The organism is Sphaerisporangium dianthi (assembly GCF_042654065.1).
Taxonomy (GTDB): domain Bacteria; phylum Actinomycetota; class Actinomycetes; order Streptosporangiales; family Streptosporangiaceae; genus Sphaerisporangium; species Sphaerisporangium dianthi.
Genome location: NZ_JBHSFP010000047.1, coordinates 1 through 20,801 on the forward strand (window position 1 = coordinate 1; position 20,801 = coordinate 20,801).

Consider the following 20,801-nt stretch of genomic DNA (forward strand, 5'->3'; position numbering starts at 1 on the left):
GCGCGAGGCCGCGCCCATGCCCGCGCGTCCCGCGGCCCCGGCCGTGCAGTCGCCGCGGCGGGCGCCCGTCAGGCGCGCCGCGCCGCGCACGCCGTTCGTGCTGCTCGTCGTGGGGCTGCTCTGCGGCGGCCTGGTGAGCCTGCTTCTGCTCAACACCGTCCTGGCCAAGGACTCCTTCCGGGCGACCGACCTGCAGAAGACCACCCAGCGCCTGCGCCAGGAGGCCCAGGACAGGCGCACCAAGCTGCTGCTGGATTCGCAGCCGCAGCGAATCGCCGAACGCGCCGAGCAACTCGGCGAGAAGCCGGGCAAGCGCGAGCCGCAGTTCGTCGAGTTCGACGCGCAGGGGCGCGAGGTCGGCCGCACGGCGAACCAGGGCCAGGCTCCGGCCGGCCGGGGCCAGGCTCCGGCGGGCGGTGACCCGCGGGCGCAGGCGGAGGTCGCGACCCGGTGAGGGAAGGCGGCGGCCGTCCCTCCGGGCCCGGTCGCAACGGCCCGGGCGGCGGTTCGGCAGGACGCGGCGGCCCCGGAGGGCCCAGGCGAGGCTCCGGCTCGGGCGGCCGCCAAGGCCGCCCCGAGGGCCCCGGGCGTTTCGACGCGCCGGGCGGCCGCCCGGGCGGCGGCGCCGGGCGCCCCGACACGCCGGGCGGCCGCTCCGGGGAGGCCGGGCGGCCCGACGACACCGGCCGTCCCGACAGGGCCGGCGGTTCAGAACGTCCAGACAGGGCCGGCGGTTCAGGTCGTTCCGACGGTGCCGGCGGTTCGGGTCGCCCCGACAGGGCCGGTGGTTCCGCTCGTCCCGACGCGGCCGGTGGTCGTGCGGGCGCTCCGGGCCGTCCTGAGAGGGCCGGCGGTCCGGGCCGCGCCGAGGGTCCCGGCCGTCCGGGCGGCTCCGGCCGCCCAGAGGCGGCGGGCGGCCGTTCCGGCGTCCCGGGTGGACGGCCCGTCCCGGGTGGACGGCCGGACGGCTCCGGGCGCCCGATCAGGCCCGGCGGCGCCAAGGGCGAGGGTTCAGGGCGGCCTTCACGGCCGGGCGGCGCCAGAGGCGAGGGTTCCGGGCGCCCGCTCAGGCAGGGTCAGCGGCGGGTGCCGCCGCGCGGCCGCCCGTCGGACCTCGGCGACGCCGCGCGCCGTCCGGGGCTGCGCATCACCTGGACGCCCCGCCCGGCGGCCCCGCTGCGCCTGGGCAACCCCTCCCGCCGCATCAACATCGGCCTGATGGGCATGGCCGTCGTGCTGTCGCTGTTCGCCGGGCGGCTGGTCCAGCTCCAGGGGCTCGACTCCAAGGTGTTCGAGGCCAAGGCCGCGTCGCTGCGGGTGCACGAAGAGACGCTGACCGCGCGCCGGGGGCCGATCACCGACGTCAACGGCCACGAGCTGGCCATGACCGTCGAGGCCCGCGAGATCTCCGCCGACCCGACCAAGGTGCCGGCGGACAAGCGCGACCAGGTGGCCGGCGCCCTGGCCGCGCTGCTCGGCGCCGACAAGGGCGCCATCGCCGCGAAGCTCGCGCAGCCCAAGACGCGCTACACGCTGCTGGCCGGCAACGTCCCCACGGCCACCGCCGCCAAGGTCCTCGACCTGAAGATCGACGGGCTGGTCGCGACGCCGCACTACGAGCGCCTGTACCCGGGCGGGAGCCTCGCCGGCGGGGTCATCGGCTACGTCGGGGACGAGGGCCACGGCCTGGTGGGCTTCGAGCACGTCTACGACAAGCTGCTCGCCGGGCAGGACGGCAAGCAGACCGTCGAGACCGGCGGGACCGGGCAGCGCATCCCCATGACGCGCAGCACCAAGCAGGAGCCGGTCGCCGGGCGCGGCCTGCGGCTGACCATCGACCGCGACATCCAGTGGGCCGCCCAGGAGGCCATCGCCAAGCAGGTCAAGGCCACCGGCGCCCGCAGCGGCGGCGTCATCGTCATGGACGTGCGCACCGGCCAGGTGGTCGCCATGGCCAACGCCCCCGAGGTGGACCTCAACGAATGGCAGCGCACCCCGTCGCTGGGCAACCGCGCGGTGTCGGAGGTCTTCGAGCCGGGGAGCACCAACAAGGTCATCACGGCCGCGGCGGCGCTGGAGGCCGGGGCGGTCAGGCCCGAGACGGTGTTCGAGGTCGCAGACAAGTATCGCTGCGCCGACCGGCTGCTCAGCGACGCCCACCCGCACGCGCCCGAGAGCCTGACCTTCACCGGCATCATCGCCGAGTCCAGCAACGTCGGCACCATCATGGTGGCCGACAGGGTCGGCGACCAGCCGCTGTACAACATGCTGAAGTCCTTCGGCTTCGGCGCCAAGACCGGCTCGGGCCTCTACGGCGAGGAGGCCGGCCTGCTGCCCAAGCGGGAGGCCTGGTCGGGCAGCCAGCGGTGCACCATCGCCTTCGGCCAGGGCGTCTCGGTGACGGCCCTGCAGATGGCCAGCGTCTACCAGACCATCGCCAACGGGGGCGTGCGCATCACGCCGCAGATCGTCGCGGGCACGATCGACAAGCACCACAAGTTCGTCCCGGCCAAGCCGGCCGCGCGAACCCGCGTCATCACCCCGCGCACCGCCAAGGACATCACCCGCATGCTGGAGGCCGCGGTGAGCGCCGAGGGCAGCACGGGCTCGCTCGCCGCCATCAAGGGATACCGGGTGGCGGGTAAAACCGGCACCGCGATGCGGTACGACGAAAGCTGCCGAGGGTATTGCGGATATACCGCTACGTTTGTGGGGTTCACTCCCGCCGACGCGCCCCGGCTGGTGGCGCTGGCCGTGCTCCAGGCTCCTGAGAACGGCCACTTCGGCGGGGAGATCGCCGCGCCCGTGTTCAAGGATGTCATGACGTTCGCGTTGAAGAGCCGTAAGATCCCGCCGACCGGCACGACCGCTCCATCGGTGCGCATGAGCACCGGCGGGTGACGGGGGAAGGTACGCTCTCGCCCGTGCGTCCCCCGTCGTCTATGCGTCCAAGGGCCTGCCCGGTCCGCCCGCTCTCCGGCCTGGCGGCCATGCTCGGCGCGCCCTCGGGCGGCCCTCGCGCGCCGCTCGCCGCCGTGACCGGCGTCACCATCGACTCGCGCCAGGTCCAGCGCGGCGATCTGTACGTCGCCCTGCCCGGCTCCACCGCCCACGGCGCCGCCTTCTCGGCCGCCGCCGTCGCCGGCGGCGCCGTGGCGATCCTGACCGACCCCCCCGGCCGGGAGGCCGCGGTGGCGACCGGGGTGCCGGTCCTGGTGGTGCCCGACCCGCGCTCGGTGCTGGGGCGGGTCGCCGCCTGGGTGTACGGGCAGCCCTCCGCGGGCCTGCTGCTCCTGGGGGTGACCGGCACCAGCGGCAAGTCGACGACGACCTTCCTGCTGGAGGCCGGCCTGCGGGCGGCCGGTCACGGCACCGGCCTCATCGGCGGCGTCGAGATCCACGTCGGCGACACCGTCTTCCCGCCCACGCTCACCACCCCCGAGGCCAGCGACCTGCAGGGGCTGCTGGCGCTCATGCGCGAGGACGGCGTCACCGCCGCCGCCATGGAGGTCTCCAGCCATGCCCTGGCCCTCGGCCGGGTCGACGGGGTGTCCTACGACGTGGCGCTGTTCACCAACCTGTCCCAGGACCACCTGGACTTCCACAGCGACCTTGAGGACTACTTCCTGACCAAGGCGCGGCTGTTCACCCCCGAGCTGTGCCGCGCCGGGGTCGTCAACATCGACGACGAGCACGGCAGGGAGCTCGTGGGCATCGCCAAGGTGCCCATCACCACCTTCTCGGCCGCCGGCGCCGCCGAGGCCGACTGGCGGGCCCAGGACGTGCGCCTCGGCGCCGACGGCAGCACCTTCCGGGTGATCGGGCCGGGCGGCGTCGAGGCGGACGTGTCGGTGGCCCTGCCCGGCCCGTTCAACGTCGCCAACACCCTCGGGGCGCTCGTCACCCTCGTCGAGGCCGGGGTGCCGCTGCAGACGGCCGTGCACGGCGTGGGGACGGTCACCGGCGTCCCCGGCCGCATGGAGCGGGTGCCGGGCGCGCGGGGCTTCCAGGCCATCGTCGACTACTCCCACAAGCCGGGGGCCGTCGAGTCGGTGCTGCGGGCGCTGCGCGAGGTCACCTCGGGCAGCCTGATCATCGTCCTCGGCTGCGGCGGCGACCGCGACAGGGGCAAGCGCCCGATGATGGGCGAGGCGGCGGCGCGCCTGGCCGACGTGGCCGTCCTGACCAGCGACAACCCTCGCTCGGAGGACCCGCTGCGCATCCTCGCGGCCATGTTCGAGGGCGTCTTGCGCGTGCCGCCGCGCGAGCGCGCCCACGTGATCGTCGAGCCCGACCGCGCCGCCGCCATCGACCTGGCCGTCGGCCGCGCGGGCCCGGGGGACGTGGTGGTCGTCGCCGGCAAGGGGCACGAGCAGGGTCAGTACGTCGACGGTGAGGTGCTGCCGTTCGACGACAGGCAGGTGGTCGCGGATGCCATCGGCAAACGGGACCATATGTGACCGGTGTGCTTGTGCGAGGCTGACGCGCAAGCCGGGCCGGGCGCCCCGTGCGAGGCGCCGGCCCTCCCGACACGCACGGACAGCTTGTATCGAGAGTAGGGAAGACGAATGATCCCGTTGCCGCTGGCGAGGATCGCCGAGGTGACCTCGGGCGCCCTCGCGGGCATGGCCGATCCCCGCGCCGTGGTCCGCGGGCCCGTCCTGATCGACTCGCGCGCCGCCGAGCCGGGTTCGCTGTTCGTGGCGATCAGGGGAGCGCGGTCCGACGGGCACGACTTCGCGGCCCAGGCGTGCCAGGCCGGCGCGGTCGCCGTGCTGGCGAGCAGGCCCGTGGACGCGCCCTGCGTGGTGGTGGGCGACGTCGTGACGGCGCTCGCCGACCTCGCCGCCGCGACGGTGGCCGAGCTGCCTCGGGCCACCGTCGTCGGCGTCACAGGGTCGGCGGGCAAGACCACCACCAAAGACCTGCTCGCCCGGCTCGCCGCCCGCATGGGCCCCACCATCGCCCCGGCCGGCAACTACAACAACGAGATCGGCCACCCCCTCACGGTGCTGCGGGCCGACGAGGGCACCCGCTTTCTGGTGCTCGAACTGAGCGCGCGCGAGGAGGGCCACATCGCCCACCTGGCCCGCATCGCCCCGCCCCAGGTCGGCGTGGTGCTCAACGTCGGCACCGCCCACCTCGGCGTGTTCGGCGGGCGCGAGCAGATCGCCAAGGCCAAGGGCGAACTGGTCGAGGCTCTGCCCGCCGACGGGGTCGCCGTGCTCAACGCCGACGACCCGTTCGTGCGCGCCATGGCCGACCGCACCAAGGCCCGCGTCAGCTGGTTCGGGCGCTCGCCCGAGGCGGGCGTGCGCGCCGAGGACGAGACGCTGGACGAGCGCGGCCGCGCCGCCTTCACGCTGCGCACGCCCTCCGGCACGGCCCAGGTGCGCCTGCGCCTGTACGGGGCGCACGCCGTGGAGAACGCCCTGGCCGCCGCCGCGGCGGCCTACGAGCTCGGCATGCCGGTCGCGACCATCGCCGAGGAGCTGTCGGCCGCCGAGCCGCGCAGCCGCTGGCGCATGGAGGTCACCGACCGCCCCGACGGCGTCACCGTGATCAACGACGCCTACAACGCCAACCCCGACTCCATGCGGGCCGCCTTCGAGACCCTCGGCGTGCTCGCCAAGGGCCGCCGCAAGTACGCCGTGATCGCCTCCCTGCGCGAGCTGGGCGACGAGAGCGACGAGCTGAACGAGGAGGTCGGCCGGGTCGCCGCACGGGCGGGCCTGGCGGGGCTGTGGGTGGTGGGGGAGGCCCCCTGGCCGGTCCTCGCGGGCGCCAAGGGGGCGCCCGCCGTCCACGCGCCCGACGCGGCCACGGCGGCCGCCGAGCTGGCGGCCCGCCTCGCCCCCGGCGACGTGGTGCTGATCAAGGGGCCGCGCGCGGAAGGCCTGGAACGGGTCGCCGAGGCCCTGCTCGGCGGTGACGCCCGATGAGGGACATCCTCGTCGCCGCCGGGGTGGCGCTGCTGCTCTCGATGCTCGGCACCCCGCTGGCGATCAGGCTCTTCAGCCGCAGGGGGTACGGGCAGAACATCCGCGAGGAGGGCCCCTCGGGGCACCACGAGAAGCGCGGCACCCCCACCATGGGCGGCACGGTCATCGTGATCGCCGCGCTCATCGGCTTCGCCTGCTCCCACCTGGCCACGCTCACCCCGCCGACGGCCTCCGCCGTGCTGGTGCTCTTCCTGATGACCGGGCTCGGCACCGTCGGCTTCCTCGACGACTTCATCAAGATCTACAAGCAGCGCAGCCTCGGCCTGCGCAGCGGCGCCAAGGCGCTCGGGCAGCTCGTCGTCGGCGCGATCTTCGCGGTGCTGGTGGTCCAGTTCAAGAACGCCTACTCGATCACGCCCGCCGAGACGCGGCTGTCGTTCCTGCGCGACTTCGGGCCCTCCATCCCCATCGTGGTCTTCACGATCTGGGTCCTCATCATGATCGTGGGCTTCTCGAACGCGGTGAACCTCACCGACGGCCTCGACGGCCTCGCCAGCGGCGCCACCGGCGCCGTCCTGGCCGCGTACGTGCTGATCGGCAACTGGCAGCTGCGCAACAGCTGCCTGAACCAGCTCGGCCCGAACTGCTACTGGGTGCGCGACCCGCTCGACCTCGCCGTGGTCGCGGCAGCGGTCCTCGGCGCCCTCGTGGGCTTCCTGTGGTGGAACGCGCCGCCCGCCAAGATCTTCATGGGCGACACCGGCTCCCTGGCCCTCGGCGGGGTGCTGGCCGGGCTGGCGATCACCACCCGCACCCAGTTCCTGCTGTTCATCCTGGCCGGGCTGTGCGTCGTGATCACCGCCTCGGTGATCATCCAGGTCGGGTTCTTCAAGATGACCCGCAAACGGGTCTTCCGCATGGCGCCGCTCCAGCACCACTTCGAGCTCAAGGGCTGGGCCGAGACCACCATCGTGGTCCGCTTCTGGCTCATCGCCTGCCTCTGCGCCGCCGCCGGCCTCGGCCTCTTCTACGTCGAGTGGATGCCCAAGGGATGACCGCACCAGAACGCGCGCTTGTGAGCGACGAGGCAAGAGCGGCGGCCCAAGGGCGACCTCGCGCCGCGCGAGCGGAGCGAGCGCGATGAGCACTGTCGTGACGGGGCTCGGGGTCTCGGGGATGGCGGCGGCCCGCAGCCTGCTGCGGGCCGGCGAGCGGGTCGTGGTGGTCGAGACGCGGGACGGAGAGCGGCAGCGGGCGGCGGCGGCCGAGCTCGCCGAGCTCGGAGCCGAGGTCCGCTTCGGTGGCTCGCTGCCCGACGACACCGCCCTCGTGGTCACCTCGCCCGGCTGGCGTCCCGACCAGCCGCTTCTGGTGGAGGCCGCGGCCCGGGGCGTCGAGGTGATCGGCGAGGTCGAGCTGGCCTGGCGGCGGCGCCCCGCAGGCGCCGCCCCCTGGCTCGCGCTGACCGGCACCAACGGCAAGACGACGGCCGTGCGCATGCTGACCGCCATGCTCAGGGCCGCCGGGCACGCCGCCGCCGCCGTCGGCAACGTCGGCACGCCCATCGTCGAGGCCGTCGAGCAGCCCTACGACGTGCTGGCGGTGGAGCTGTCCAGCTTCCAGCTCCACTGGTCCGCGACCCTCGCGCCGCACGCCGCCGCGATCTTGAACGTCGCCGACGACCACCTCGACTGGCACGGGTCCATGGAGGAGTACGCCCGCGTCAAGGGCCGCGTCTTCGAGCGCGCCGGAGTGGTCGTGCACAACGCCGACGACCCCTGGTCCGCCCGCCTGGCCGCCCCGTACGCCGCCGTCGCGGCGGCGGGCGGCGCCGCGCCGCGCGTGGCCGGGTTCACGCTGGAGGTGCCCGCGCGAGGGCAGCTCGGCGTGGTGGAGGACCTGCTCGTCGACCGCGCCTTCGTCGGCGATCCCGACAACGCCGCCGAGGAGCTCGCCACCCTGGCCGACGTCCGCCCGCTCGCGCCGCACAACGTGGCCAACGCGCTGGCCGCGGCCGCGCTCGCCCGCGCGTACGGGGTGCCCGCGCAGGCCGTGCGGCAGGGGCTGCTCGACCACGTGCCCGACCCGCACCGCATCGCCCACGTCGCCAGGGTGGCGGAGGTCGACTACGTGGACGACTCCAAGGCCACCAACCCGCACGCCGCGGCGGCCTCCCTGGCCTCCTATCCGTCCGTCGTGTGGGTCGCCGGGGGTCTGCTGAAGGGCGCCGACGTCGGCGAGCTGGTGCGCCGGGCGGCGGGCCGGCTGCGCGGCGCCGTGCTCCTGGGCGCCGACCGGGCTCGAATTCACGAGGCTCTGGCGCGACACGCGGCGAATGTTCCGGTCGTGGAGGTCGAGGGGCAAGACACTGGGGTCATGGACCGTGTCGTCACCGAAGCCGCCCGGCTGGCCTCCCCCGGGGACACCGTGCTGCTCGCCCCCGCGGGCGCCTCGCTGGACATGTTCGCCGACTACGGTGCCCGTGGGGAGGCGTTCGCGAGAGCCGTCCAGCGCCTGGCGGCCTCGGGCGTGCGATGAGCGACGCCACGATCGCCCCGGGCGCCGACGGCAGGGTCGCGGGCGACCGCGTCACGGGCGAGGCGGGCGCCGCCGGCGGCGGGGGCCGCGGGTGGGGCCACGAGAAGCTCACCGCGCTCGGCAAGCTGCTCGACCGGCCGCTGACCTCCTACTACCTGCTGCTCGGCTGCAGCGCCCTGCTGCTCACGCTCGGCCTGATGATGGTCCTGTCGGCCTCCAGCATCAAGTCGCTGCAGCTCAAGGGCGACCCGTTCTACTGGTTCCTCAAGCAGTCGATGTCGGTCGGCATCGGCCTGCCGCTGATGTGGGTGTGCTCGCGGCTGCCGCCCCGGTTCTTCCGGCTGGCCGGTTATCCGCTGATGGCCATCTCGATCATCGCCCTGATCATGACGATCTTCATCGGCCGCACCGAGCTGGGCGCCCAGCGATGGCTCGACATCGGCGGGTTCTCCCTGCAGGCGTCCGAGCCCGCCAAACTCGGCCTCATGCTGTGGGGCGCCGACCTGCTGGCGCGCCGGGCCAAGGGCGGGCTGATCGAGTGGCGCCAGCTGCTGCTCCCGCTGATGCCCGGCACCGCGATCATCGCCATCCTCGTCATGATCGGGCGCGACCTCGGCACCACGGTCGTGCTCATGCTGATCTTCCTCGCGCTGCTGTGGGTGGTGGGCGCGCCGCTGCGGCTGTTCGGCGGCATCCTGGCCCTGGCCACCATGGCCACCGTCATCATGATCAGCGTCGAGGGCTACCGCTCCGACCGCATCGAGGGGTGGCTGGACGTCTGGGGCAACGCCTCCGGCACCGGCTACCAGGCGGCCATGGGGCAGATCGCCATGGGCTCGGGAGGCTGGTTCGGCCTCGGCCTCGGCAGCAGCAGGCAGAAATGGGGCCGGGTGCCGCACGCCGAGAGCGACTTCATCTTCTCCATCCTCGGCGAGGAGCTCGGCCTGATGGGCACCCTCGTGGTCATCGCCCTCTTCGGCCTGCTGGGGTACGCCGGGCTGCGCGTCGCCTCCCGGGTCAAGGACCCGTTCATCCGGCTCGCGGCCTCCGCCGCCGTGGCCTGGGTCGCAGGTCAGGCCATCGTGAACATCGGCGCGGTGATCGGCGCGCTGCCTATCACCGGCATCCCGCTGCCCCTGGTGTCGTACGGTGGTTCCGCGCTGCTGCCCACGCTCGCGGCGCTCGGCATGTTGCTGTCGTTCGCCAAACGCGAGCCCGGTGCGGCCGACGCGCTGGCCGCTCGTGGACCCGGCCCCGCGGCGAGGGCTCTAAGCTGGCTTGGCCTGGGTCGCCCGCCGGCGGAGGTCCGCCGTCCCGAGCGGCGCAGGCCGACATCGAGGCACGCGGATTTGAAAGGACCGACATGAGGGTGGTCCTCGCAGGCGGCGGCACGGCCGGCCACATCGAACCCGCGCTGGCGCTGGCCGACGCGCTGCGCAGGCTGGACCCTGGCATCGGCATAACCTGCCTCGGCACCGAGCGCGGGCTGGAGACCAGGCTGGTGCCCGCGCGGGGTTATGAGCTGGCGCTGGTGCCCGCGGTCCCGCTGCCGCGCGCGATCACGCCGCAGTTGCTGACGGTTCCCGGCAGGCTGGCGGGGGCGATCAACGCGGCCGCGGGCATCATGGACCGCGTCCAGGCCGACGTGCTGGTCGGCTTCGGCGGGTACGTCGCCACGCCGGCCTATCTCGGCGCCAGGAGGCGCGGGGTGCCCATCGTGGTGCACGAGGCCAATCCGCGCCCGGGGCTGGCCAACCGGCTGGGGGCCCGGCTCACCGAGCACGTCTTCACCGGCCACCCCGACGCCTCGCTGCCGCACGCCGAGTACGTCGGCATCCCGCTGCGCCGCGAGATCGTCATGCTCGACCGGCTGTCCACGGGCGACAAGGCCAGGTCCTACTTCGGGCTCGAGAACGACCGGCCGACGCTGCTGGTGTTCGGCGGCTCGCAGGGCGCGCGGGCGATCAACGAGGCGGCGCTGGCCAGCGCGCCCGTGCTGCGCCAGGCCGGCGTCCAGGTGCTGCACGTCATCGGCCCGAAGAACTCCGTCGTCGAGGAGCCGCCGCCGGGCGACCCGCAGTACGTGGTGCTGCCCTACGTCGACCGCATGGACCTCGCCTACGCCGCCGCCGACTTCGTGCTGTGCCGCAGCGGGGCGATGACCTGCGCCGAGCTGACCGCCGTCGGGCTGCCGGCGGCCTACGTCCCCCTGCCGCACGGCAACGGTGAGCAGAAGCTCAACGCCGCCCCCATCGTGGAGGCCGGCGGAGGGCTGATGGTGGACAACGCGGACCTGACCGCCGACTGGATCATCCAGCATGTGCTGCCGATCCTGCGCGACCCCGAACGGGTGGTGCAGATGTCCGACGCAGCCTCACGCATAGGGCGAAAGGACGCCGACACGGTGCTGGCTCGCAAGGTGATGAACGTCATCTCCGCCGGAGGCCGCCGATGAACCTGGTCAAGCTGATCGAACCGGTCGCCGCCACAGATCTCGGACGCGTCCACTTCATCGGCATCGGGGGCGCCGGCATGTCCGGCATCGCGCGCATCCTGCTCAAGCGCGGGGTGGCGGTGTCCGGCAGCGACGCCCGCGGCTCCCAGCTCGTCACCGAGCTGCGCGAGCTCGGCGCCGTCGTGCACGTCGGCCACGCCGCCTCCCACATCAAGGACGTCGACACCGTCGTGGTGTCCACCGCCATCCGCGACTCCAACCCCGAGCTGGGCGAGGCGCTGCGCCAGGGGCTGCGCGTCATCCCCCGGGCGGCGGCGCTGGCCGCCGTCATGGTCGGGCGCGCGGGCATCGCCGTCGCCGGCACCCACGGCAAGACGACCACGACCTCGATGCTCACCGTCGCCCTGCAGAAGTGCGGGCGCGACCCGTCGTACTGCGTGGGCGGCCAGCTCGTCACCACCGGCCTGGGCGCCGACGAGGGCGCGGGCGAGGTCTTCGTGGCCGAGGCCGACGAGAGCGACGGCTCCTTCCTCATGCTCGCCCCCCAGATCGCCGTGGTGACCAACGTCGAGGCCGACCACCTGGACAACTACGGCGACCCGCAGGCGGTGTACGACAGTTTCGCCCGCTTCGTCGAGCGCATCGGCTCGGTCCTTGTGGTCTGCGCCGACGACCCGGGCGCCGCGGCGCTCATCCCGCTCGCCAGGGCCAGGGGCCTGCGCGTGCGCACCTACGGCGAGACCGAGGGGGCCGACTTCCGCGTCACCGGCATCGCCCCCGACGGCTTCGGCGTCGTGTTCTCCGTGGAGGGCATGGGGGACGTGCGGCTGGTCGTGCCGGGGCGGCACAACGCGCTGAACGCCACCGCCGCCCTGGCCGTCGCCGAGGAGCTCGGCGTGCCGTTCGACGAGTTCGGCGACGGGCTGGCCGCGTTCACCGGGGCCAAGCGCCGGTTCGAGGCCAAGGGCGAGGCCGCCGGGGTCGCGGTCTTCGACAGCTACGCCCACCACCCGACCGAGCTGGCCGCCGACCTGCGCGCCGCGCGCGACGTCGTCGCGACGTTCTCCGGGCCCTCCGGCCGGGTGATCGCGGTCTTCCAGCCCCACCTGTACTCCCGCACCCGATTCTTCGCCGACGAGTTCGGCGCCGCGCTCGGCCTGGCCGACGAGGCCATCGTGCTCGACGTCTACGGCGCGAGGGAGGACCCCGAGCCGGGCGTCTCCGGCGCGCTGGTGGCGGGCAAGGTGCCCCTGCCCGCCGAGCGGGTCGCCTACGCGCCCGACCGCGCCGCGGTCGCGGCCATGGTGGCCGAGCGGGCACGTCCCGGCGACATCGTGCTCACCATGGGCGCGGGCGACGTGACCGAGCTGGGGCCGCACATCGTCGCCGAGCTCGCCTCGCGGTGAGCCCGGCGTGGCGCACCGCCTTCGTCGTCCTGCTGTCCTTCGGGGTGGTGGGGGCCGCCGCATGGCTGGTGTTCTTCTCGCCCGTCCTCGGCGTCCAGCGCGTCGCGGTCTCCGGCGCGGCCGGGCCCGCCGCCGACCAGGTCCGGCGGGCGGCCGCGGTGCCCGACCGCCAGCCGCTCGCGACCGTGGACCTCGAGCAGGTCCGCCGGCGCGTCGCCGCGCTGCGGCAGATCGAGTCGGTGAGCGTCGAGCGCAACTGGCCGGGCACGCTGAAGGTCCGCGTCGTCCAGCGCCGGCCGGTCGCCGTGGTCCCCGCGGCGGGCAGGGCCGACGTGGTCGACCGGCACGGCGTCGTGATCGAGGTCAGGGACACCGCGCCGTCCGGGCTGCCGGCGCTGCAGCTCGACCGCTTCGGTCCCGGCGACCCGGCCACCAAGGCCGCGCTCGGGGTCGCCGCCGGACTTCCGGGTGAGCTTCGCCGCATGGTGCGCACGATCCGCGCGACGACGACACAGGACGTGTCGTTGCGTCTGGACGACGGCCGTACGATCATGTGGGGTGGGGCCGACCGGACCAAGGACAAGGCCCGCGTGGCGCTCACGCTGCTGCGACGCCGGGCCGACGCCTACGACGTCAGCTCACCGGAAGTGGTGACGGTCGAGTCACGGGCTCCGCGGCCGCAGGGGGCTCCCGCAGGAGCGAAAGGGACAGGGCGCGACACGCCGGACGAGCTTGCGGCGCGGTGAGTTGACCCATAGGGAGGGGCAACCCTACTGTCCGTATCATTCCTCAGGTTGACATAACTCTAAATCTCAACTTGAGGGTGAGAGTTAAACAAGAAGGTCCGGCACCGTTTCGGGCTTCACGTAATGCAAGTAAACGAGCGGAAAGGCCCCTCGTCGTGGCAGCACCGCAGAACTACCTCGCGGTCATCAAGGTCGTCGGCATCGGCGGCGGCGGAGTCAACGCCGTGAACCGGATGATCGAGGAGGGACTCAAGGGCGTCGAGTTCATCGCCATCAACACCGACGCCCAGGCGCTGCTGATGAGTGACGCCGACGTCAAGCTGGACGTGGGCCGCGAGCTCACGCGCGGCCTCGGCGCGGGAGCCAATCCCGAGGTCGGGCGCAAGGCCGCCGAAGACCACCGCGAGGAGATCGAGGAGGTCCTCAAGGGGGCCGACATGGTCTTCGTCACGGCGGGGGAGGGCGGCGGCACCGGCACCGGCGGCGCGCCCGTGGTCGCCAACATCGCCCGCTCGCTCGGGGCGCTGACCATCGGTGTCGTGACCCGGCCCTTCAGCTTCGAGGGGCGGCGCAGGGCGATGCAGGCCGAGGCCGGCATCGAGACGCTGCGCGACGAGGTGGACACCCTCATCGTGATCCCCAACGACCGCCTGCTGTCGATCTCCGACCGCCAGGTGAGCGTCCTTGACGCCTTCAAGGCGGCCGACCAGGTGCTGCTGTCCGGTGTGCAGGGCATCACCGACCTCATCACCACGCCCGGCCTGATCAACCTGGACTTCGCCGACGTGAAGTCGGTCATGTCCGGCGCGGGCTCGGCGCTCATGGGCATCGGTCACGCGCGCGGCGACGACCGGTCGGTCGCCGCCGCCGAGATGGCGGTGTCCAGCCCGCTGCTGGAGGCCAGCATCGACGGCGCCCACGGGGTGCTGCTGTCCATCGCCGGCGGCTCCGACCTCGGCCTGTTCGAGATCAACGAGGCCGCCCAGCTGGTGTCCAACGCCGCGGCCATCGACGCCAACATCATCTTCGGCACGGTCATCGACGACGCCCTCGGAGACGAGGTGCGCGTCACGGTGATCGCCGCCGGGTTCGACGAGCCCGCGCCGGAGAAGCCCGCGGCCCAGCCCGCCGCCCGCACCCAGCCGCCGTCGCGGCCCGCGGCGGCCCCGGCGGCGCCCGTCCAGCCGTCCCGCCAGGCCGCCTCCGCCTTCCACTCGTCCAAGAGCGAGCCGCCGCGGGCCGAGCAGCGTCCCGCCCCGGTGCGCCCGCTGCCCTCGGCGCAGCCGGCCGCGGTGCCCGAGCCGGCTCCGGCCGCCGACACGGCCTCATCGGCGGCATCGGCCGCGGCGGCCGCTCCGCCCGCCACGCCGTTCACCCGCGAGCCGGCCTCGGCCGAGTCTGCCCACGGCGGGCAGGCCGCCTCCGCCGCGCAGGGGGGCCAGTCCGCGCACGGCGAGCAGCAGGCCCAGGGGCCGGTGTCGATCCCGCGGCCCGCTCCCGAGCCGCCGACGCCGATCACTTCCCGCGTCTCCGAGCCCGCCCGGCGCCGGCCGGTGGTCTTCGAAGAGCAGGAAGAGGAACTGGACGTCCCTGACTTCCTGAAGTGAGCCCGGCACGTGCCGCCTTCCCCTCTCGAGGGGAGCGGCGGCACGTGTCTCTCGCTTCCTCAGCTCGGCGGTGGCCGTGTCCCGTGCGGGCGCGGCGCCCGCTCCGCGCGCCGCCGGGCTCCCGCGGGCGTCCGGCCCGCCGTGCGTCCCGACCCTTCGAAGTGATCGAACCCCCTTGTGAAGAACCCGAACACCGCGCGCCGCGACGAGATCGCGGCCGGCCTCGCCGAGGTCGAGCGCCGCGTCTCCGCCGCCTGCGCCGCCGCCGGGCGCGCCCGCCACGAGATCACCCTTGTCGCGGTGACCAAGACCTATCCCGCCTCCGACGTGCGCATCCTTGCCGAGCTGGGGGTCGCCGACGTCGGCGAGAACCGCGACCAGGAGGCCGGCCCCAAGGCCCTCGACTGCGCCGACCTGCCGCTGACCTGGCACTTCGTCGGCCAGATCCAGACCAACAAGGCCAGGTCGGTGGTGTCGTACGCCGACGTGGTCCACTCGGTCGACCGCCCCCGGCTGGCCGAGGCGCTGAGCCGCGAGGCCGTCAGGGCTGGGCGGCGGGTCACCTGCCTGGTGCAGGTGGCGCTGGACGACGATCCCGCGCGGGGCGGCGTCGTCCCCGCGGGCCTCGCGGCGCTGGCCGAGACGGTGGCGGCGTCCGAGGGGCTGGTCCTCGGCGGCGTGATGGCCGTCGCCCCGCTGGGTGGCGATCCAGACAGGGCTTTCGCCCGGCTCGCGCAACTTTCATCGGATCTGCGGGTGGATCATCCGGAAGCGACGGTGATCTCGGCGGGCATGAGCGGAGATCTCGATCACGCGATAGCCCGCGGTTCCACACTCGTGCGTGTCGGTACGGCGTTGCTCGGTCGCCGGAAGCCCTTCGTCAGGTAATGTCCCCCCGAGTGGACCTTGATGTCCGCGTATCCGAGCAGAGGTCGACAGCGGTGCCTTGAGGTGCGGTGGGTGCGGCGACCATGAGGAGGACGAAGTAGCGATGGCCGGCGCGATGCGCAAGATGGCGGTCTACCTCGGTCTCGTTGAGGACGACCGCTACCCGGACTACGGCAACTACGCCGATGACGACGACTACACCGACGACTACGTCGAGCGCCGCCGCGGTGACGAGCGGGTGCTTGGAACGCCCCAAGAGGGCCAGGAAGAGGTTGAGAGCGCCGTTCCGGCCCCTCGGGCGGGGGCCGCCGTCGTCGAGCGCCGTACGACCGATCTGGCGCGCATAACGACCCTGCACCCGCGCACCTACAACGAGGCGCGCACCATCGGAGAGCACTTCCGCGAGGGCACACCTGTCATCATGAATTTGACTGAAATGGTCGACAGTGACGCGAAGCGGCTTGTTGATTTCGCGGCAGGTCTGGTCTTTGGCCTACATGGAAGCATTGAACGTGTTACCAACAAGGTGTTCCTGTTGTCCCCTGCCAATGTCGAGGTGACCGCCGAGGACAAGGCCCGAATCGCGGAACGAGGGTTCTTCAACCAGAGCTAGAGTTCCACCATGAGCAGTGAACGGCCAGACATGGCCCACCCAGACCGAGGTCGGCAGATCGGGATGGAGGAGGCAGGGCGCGACCGTGGGGATCGTTAGCAACATCTTGGTCACCGTCCTGTACATCTACCTCGTTCTGCTGATCGGCAGGATGATCTTCGATGCGGTGCAGTTGTTCGCCCGCTCCTGGCACCCCCGGGGGGTAGTCCTGGTGCTGGCGGAAGCCACATACACGGCGACGGATCCACCTCTCAAGTTCCTCCGCCGTTTCATTCCGCCCCTCCGGTTGGGTACGGTGGCCTTTGACCTAAGCTTCACAGTGCTGTTCATTGTGGTCTTGGTCATGATCCAAATCGTGTCCGCGCTTCGTTTTTGATCGGGTACCGTCCTCCGGACAGACTCCGAGCGCGCCAAGGAGACCGAAATGCCGCTGACGCCCGCTGATGTGCGGAACAAGCAGTTCAGTACGACCCGGCTGAGGCCGGGGTACGACGAGGAAGAGGTCGACGCCTTCCTGGACGAGGTGGAGGCCGAACTCGACCGCCTCATCCAGGAGAACGAGGAGCTTCGGGCGAAACTCACCGAGTGCCTGCGTGGCAAGGTGCCAGGTGGCATGGGCATGAGCATGGCGCCGGCCCCGGTCGCCGAGCCCAAGCCCGAGATGATGATGCCTCAGCCGGAGCCGATGAAGCCGCCGGAGCCGATCAGGCCCGAGCCGGTTCCCGTCGGCATGGGCATGCCCCCGGCCGAGGACAACATGGACACCGCCGCCCGCGTGCTCGCACTGGCGCAGCAGACCGCCGACCAGGCGATCGCCGACGCCCGCCGCGAGGCCGACGAGACGGTGACCCGCGCCCGCCGCGAGGCGGACGAGGTCCTCGGCAAGGCCCGCCGCCAGGCCGAGCAGATCATCGGTGACGCGCGCGCCCGTGCCGAGACCCTCGAGCGCGACGCCCAAGAGCGCCACCGCCAGGCGATGGGCTCGCTGGTGCAGACCCGCGACGAGCTCGAGCGCAAGGTCGAAGAGCTGCGCAGCTTCGAGCGCGAATACCGCAGCAGGCTCAAGCTCTACCTCGAGAACCAGCTCGCCGAGCTCAACGTCTCCGCCGAGGCCAGCGGCGGCTTCCCCGTCGTGGGCGCGCAGATGGGCGGGGCTCCGGCCATGTCCCACGCGGTCCCGCAGGGTGGTCAGCAGCAGCTGCAGGGCAACCCGAACAACCCCTTCGCCCCCGAGCCCTCGCAGCACTCCGGCGCCTTCCAGGGAGTTGACGGCCCGCACAACGACCGCCGTTAAGGTAACGGGTCAGGGCAGTCACCGACCCGCGTCTTGGAGCACCTGTGATCTACGTCAGCGCCATTCTGGTCGTCCTCGCCTTCGGCCTTCTGGTCGCGGGCGTGGTGACCGGGACAGCGGTTCTGGTCATGTGGTCGATCGTGGTCAGCGTGCTGTCCGCGCTCTTCCTGATGATCGGGGCGCTGTTGCGGCGTCACGAGCTGTTCCCATCCGGTGGCGCGCCGGCGGAAGCGGTCTCGTCCATGCCTCCAGTGGGCGCGGGCGTCGGCGGCGGCGTGATGGGGCGAACCATGACGGTGGGCCCGGAGCGATCCGGAATGGCCGCCACCGCCGGGCCGCCCCGAGGGCCGTCCTCTCCCTTCGGCCATCCCATGGCCACGCCGCACCTGGCGCACCAGACCACCACCCTGGGGTCGCAGCGGGGATTCCCCGCGGCGGGGCCGGGCCGGGGCCCGGCCGCCGCGGGCGCGCGAGGGGGGCCGTCCCCCGACGCGATCGTCCTGGTGGTGCCCGGACGCAAGCGGTTCCATCTGCCCGGCTGCCGCCAGCTCGCCGGGCGCGACACCGAGGAGCTCACCCACGAGGAGGCGCTGGAGGAGGGCTTCACCGCCTGCACCACCTGCCTCCCCGACGGCTACAAGCCCCCCGCACCCCCCACCTCTGACCGCCTCACGGGCGCCGGCGGCCCTTCCACGGCCGCCTCTCCGCCTGAGGAGGCCGCTGCCACCACCTCGTCCTCCCGTCCAGCCGCGCCGTCGTCCTCCCGCCCGGGCGCTCCCGCAGCCTCCCCGTCCGAGGCTCCTTCGGCTTCCCGCCCCGACGGTTCCTCCTCTCGCGCCGCCGACTCCTCCTCCTCGTCTTCGCGGTCCGAGTCCGCCGACCGCCCATCTTCGCGGTCCGAGTCCGCCCGCACTGCGGGCGCCGAGCGCGACCGCGCGGAAACGGACAAGGGTGCGACCAAGGGCAAGAGCGCGTCAGAGTCCGCCCGCCCGTCGGGAGCCGGGTCCGAACGCGACTCCACGTCCCCCGGCGCATCGGACTCCGGCTCGGCCCGCACGTCCCCGTCCTCGGGCACGTCCGAGTCCTCGCCCGCGAGCAGGTCCCGGTCGGAGGAGTCCTCGCGACCCGGGCCGGGCTACCGGCCGGACGAGACGCGGCCGGTGTCCCATCCGCGTGGCGAGCCGGCGAAAGAGCAGCAGGAGAAGACCCCCGGGCGTGCCGGGAGCCCTCTCCGGCCCGCTTCCTCCGACGCCGACTCCTCCGCCTCCTCCCGCCCCTCCGGGTCCACGTCGCCCTCCCGCTCCGCCGTCCCCCTCCCCGCGCCTCCGGCGGTCCCCGAGGCGTCCTCTCCCTTCCAGGCGTTCAAGCGTCCCGAGCCGGCCAAACCCGCGACCGAGCCGGCCAAGCCGTCGAGCGGGTCGTCCGCACCTGCGGCCGAACGGCCCAAGGCGTCCGGCGGGTCGTCCAAAGCAGCGGCCGAGTCGTCCAAGGCTTCGAGCGGGCCGGCCGGTGGCGACTCCGGCGGCGACGACGCATCTGTGATCGTGGTCGGCGGCCCGTCCCGTGCGGGGGACGAAACCTCGCGCAGAACGGGCGCACCGGCGAAGGACGCCAAACCCGAGCGCTCCGGCGAGTCGAAGACCGCCGGAGCGACATCCGGGACGAAGCCGGCGAGCGACGCGAAGCCCGCCGCCACGGCGAGGCCGTCCACCGGTTCCGCGACGGGCGGCAGCGCTCCCGCGAAGGGCGACGACCTCGCCGACGACGAGTCGGCGGACACCACGACGTTCCCCGCCATCGGCTCCGCCAAGGCGGACAAGGCGCCGGCGCAGACCGCAGGCAAGCCCGGCCGGGCGAGTGACGCGTCGTCCAGGACCGGCGACAGGTCCGGCACGGCGAGCGGCGCGCCGACAGGAACGGGGACCAAGCCCGCGAGCCCGAGGGGCACGTCCACGTCCGGCAAGGGCGACGAGGCGCCCTCGGGCCCGTCCGGCGGTGAGCGCGACGAGGGATCCGCGGGCGCGTCCGGCAAGGGCGGCTCATCCGGTGATCGCCGCCGCCCCGGCATCGTCAAGGTCATCCCCGGCACCCGGCGCTACCACAGCGCCGCCTGCCCGCTGATCAAGGGCTCGGACCCCGGAACGCTGGAGACGATGTCCCAGGCCGACGCCGAAGCCACCGGCCTCACCCACTGCTCCGTCTGCGACCACTACTGACCCATCGCCCGCCGGCCAGGGAGCGCCTCCCCTATCGTTCAGGAGTTCCGCGACGCTGATGACGTGCTGGAGAAGGGCACATCTCTGAGCCCGGAAGTGGTCGAGTGGCCGGTCGTGGCGGGCGCCGGAGGAGAGATCGACCAGTACGTCTGCCGCTGACGTCTGGATGAACGGCCGGCCGGCAGGAGATCGGCCGTTGCCTTCCCGCATGAGGACGGTGCGATCTACGGACTCCTGATACGGAGTCCGTAGCCGTGGGGAAGGGCGAAGGGACGGAGGTCAGTCCTTGCGGGCGACGGCGCCGTAGAGCCACTTGGTGGCGGCCGGGGCGGGGTCGTCGGGGTCGGGGTGCCAGGCGTCGATGGTGACCAGGCCCGGGTCGACCAGCGTGAACCGGTCGAAGAAGCGGGCGACCTCGGCGTGCTCGCGGAAGTAGATCGGCGTCGGGGTGGCGGCGTAGACGGACTCGATCTTCTCGACCGCCTCGGCGGCGTGGCCGTCGCGGGTGACGTGCGTGGCGGCTATGTGGCTGCCGGGGGCCAGGGCGTCGTGCAGGGTGCCCATGATGCCCGCCTGCTCCTCCATGGTCAGGAAGTGCACCATGGCGATGAGCAGGACGCCGATGGGGGCGTCGAAGTCGATGAGTGCACGGGTGTCGGGGTGGCCGAGGACGTCTTCGGGGCTGCGCATGTCGGCGCCGGCCACCCGGGTGTTGCCGTCGGTGGCGAGCAGGGCGCGGCCGTGGGCCAGCACGATGGGGTCGCGGTCGACGTAGACGACGCGGGCGTCGGGGATGACCGACTGGGCGATCTCGTGGGTGTTGCCGGCGGTGGGCAGGCCGGAGCCGATGTCGATGAACTGGCGGATGCCCTGGCGGGCCATGTGGCGCACGGCGCGGCGCAGGAACGCGCGGTTCTCCTGCGCGAGCAGCCGGATCTCGGGCATGGCCTGCTCCACGCGGTCCACGGCGGCCCGGTCCACCTCGTAGTTGTCCTTGCCGCCGAGGTAGTAGTCGTACATCCGGGCGACGCTGGGGCGCGTCGTGTCGATGTCCGCCGGGATGGAGGGATTCAAGTCCGCCAAGGTGGGCTCCGCC

At 73.1% G+C, this 20,801-nt stretch carries 17 protein-coding genes; 16 read left to right on the forward strand and 1 reads right to left on the reverse strand.

Translation table 11 applies throughout. The features are described from left to right. From ftsL to ACFO60_RS37440, 16 genes are all read left to right on the forward strand, one after another. Positions 1-454 (forward strand): cell division protein FtsL (gene ftsL, locus ACFO60_RS37365; protein ID WP_465269898.1); only part of this gene is annotated, 454 nt, incomplete at its 5' end. Between the two features lie 764 nt (positions 455-1,218). Further along, on the forward strand, positions 1,219-2,901 hold the full coding sequence (locus ACFO60_RS37370) for a peptidoglycan D,D-transpeptidase FtsI family protein (RefSeq protein WP_465269899.1): 1,683 nt from the start codon (positions 1,219-1,221) through the stop codon (positions 2,899-2,901). Positions 2,902-2,942: 41 nt separating this feature from the next. Beyond that, entirely contained in the window at positions 2,943-4,460 is a 1,518-nt protein-coding gene (locus ACFO60_RS37375) for a UDP-N-acetylmuramoyl-L-alanyl-D-glutamate--2,6-diaminopimelate ligase (RefSeq protein ID WP_380850998.1), read from the forward strand. A gap of 108 nt (positions 4,461-4,568) precedes the next feature. Continuing rightward, positions 4,569-5,942 carry a UDP-N-acetylmuramoyl-tripeptide--D-alanyl-D-alanine ligase gene (locus ACFO60_RS37380; protein ID WP_380851001.1) on the forward strand — a complete coding sequence of 458 codons (1,374 nt, stop codon included), beginning with the start codon at positions 4,569-4,571 and terminating at the stop codon, positions 5,940-5,942. Continuing rightward, positions 5,939-6,997 (forward strand): phospho-N-acetylmuramoyl-pentapeptide-transferase, encoded by a 1,059-nt coding sequence (gene mraY, locus ACFO60_RS37385; RefSeq protein WP_380851004.1) that lies wholly within the window; start codon positions 5,939-5,941, stop codon positions 6,995-6,997. Before ACFO60_RS37380 ends, mraY begins: the two co-directional genes overlap by 4 nt. Positions 6,998-7,082: 85 nt before the next feature. After that, positions 7,083-8,480: a UDP-N-acetylmuramoyl-L-alanine--D-glutamate ligase gene (murD, locus tag ACFO60_RS37390; RefSeq protein WP_380851007.1), complete on the forward strand. Its 1,398-nt coding sequence runs from the start codon at positions 7,083-7,085 to the stop codon at positions 8,478-8,480. Beyond that, a complete protein-coding gene (gene ftsW, locus ACFO60_RS37395; protein ID WP_380851010.1) occupies positions 8,477-9,847 on the forward strand; it encodes a putative lipid II flippase FtsW in 1,371 nt (456 codons plus the stop codon). The genes murD and ftsW overlap by 4 nt, the downstream gene beginning before the upstream one ends. Next, a complete protein-coding gene (gene murG, locus ACFO60_RS37400) occupies positions 9,844-10,935 on the forward strand; it encodes an undecaprenyldiphospho-muramoylpentapeptide beta-N-acetylglucosaminyltransferase (protein WP_380851013.1) in 1,092 nt (363 codons plus the stop codon). Before ftsW ends, murG begins: the two co-directional genes overlap by 4 nt. Then, positions 10,932-12,341, forward strand: coding sequence for a UDP-N-acetylmuramate--L-alanine ligase (murC, locus tag ACFO60_RS37405; protein ID WP_380851016.1), 1,410 nt, complete (start codon positions 10,932-10,934; stop codon positions 12,339-12,341). The genes murG and murC overlap by 4 nt, the downstream gene beginning before the upstream one ends. Then, positions 12,338-13,087 (forward strand): cell division protein FtsQ/DivIB, encoded by a 750-nt coding sequence (locus ACFO60_RS37410; protein WP_380851019.1) that lies wholly within the window; start codon positions 12,338-12,340, stop codon positions 13,085-13,087. The genes murC and ACFO60_RS37410 overlap by 4 nt, the downstream gene beginning before the upstream one ends. A gap of 155 nt (positions 13,088-13,242) precedes the next feature. Next, positions 13,243-14,694, forward strand: coding sequence for a cell division protein FtsZ (gene ftsZ, locus ACFO60_RS37415; protein WP_380851022.1), 1,452 nt, complete (start codon positions 13,243-13,245; stop codon positions 14,692-14,694). 177 nt (positions 14,695-14,871) lie between these two features. Next, entirely contained in the window at positions 14,872-15,582 is a 711-nt protein-coding gene (locus tag ACFO60_RS37420; RefSeq protein ID WP_380851025.1) for a YggS family pyridoxal phosphate-dependent enzyme, read from the forward strand. Positions 15,583-15,685: 103 nt separating this feature from the next. Beyond that, a complete protein-coding gene (locus ACFO60_RS37425) occupies positions 15,686-16,195 on the forward strand; it encodes a cell division protein SepF (RefSeq protein ID WP_380851027.1) in 510 nt (169 codons plus the stop codon). Between the two features lie 85 nt (positions 16,196-16,280). Next, on the forward strand, positions 16,281-16,571 hold the full coding sequence (locus ACFO60_RS37430) for a YggT family protein (protein WP_380851030.1): 291 nt from the start codon (positions 16,281-16,283) through the stop codon (positions 16,569-16,571). A 48-nt stretch (positions 16,572-16,619) separates the two neighbouring features. Then, positions 16,620-17,489, forward strand: coding sequence for a DivIVA domain-containing protein (locus ACFO60_RS37435; protein ID WP_380851033.1), 870 nt, complete (start codon positions 16,620-16,622; stop codon positions 17,487-17,489). Positions 17,490-17,533: 44 nt separating this feature from the next. Continuing rightward, entirely contained in the window at positions 17,534-19,705 is a 2,172-nt protein-coding gene (locus ACFO60_RS37440; RefSeq protein ID WP_380851036.1) for a hypothetical protein, read from the forward strand. 279 nt (positions 19,706-19,984) lie between these two features. On the opposite strand, the gene ACFO60_RS37445 is transcribed toward ACFO60_RS37440, so the two are convergent. Further along, positions 19,985-20,779, reverse strand: a complete 795-nt coding sequence (locus ACFO60_RS37445; protein ID WP_380851039.1) for an SAM-dependent methyltransferase — start codon at positions 20,777-20,779, stop codon at positions 19,985-19,987. Positions 20,780-20,801: the final 22 nt, after the last annotated feature.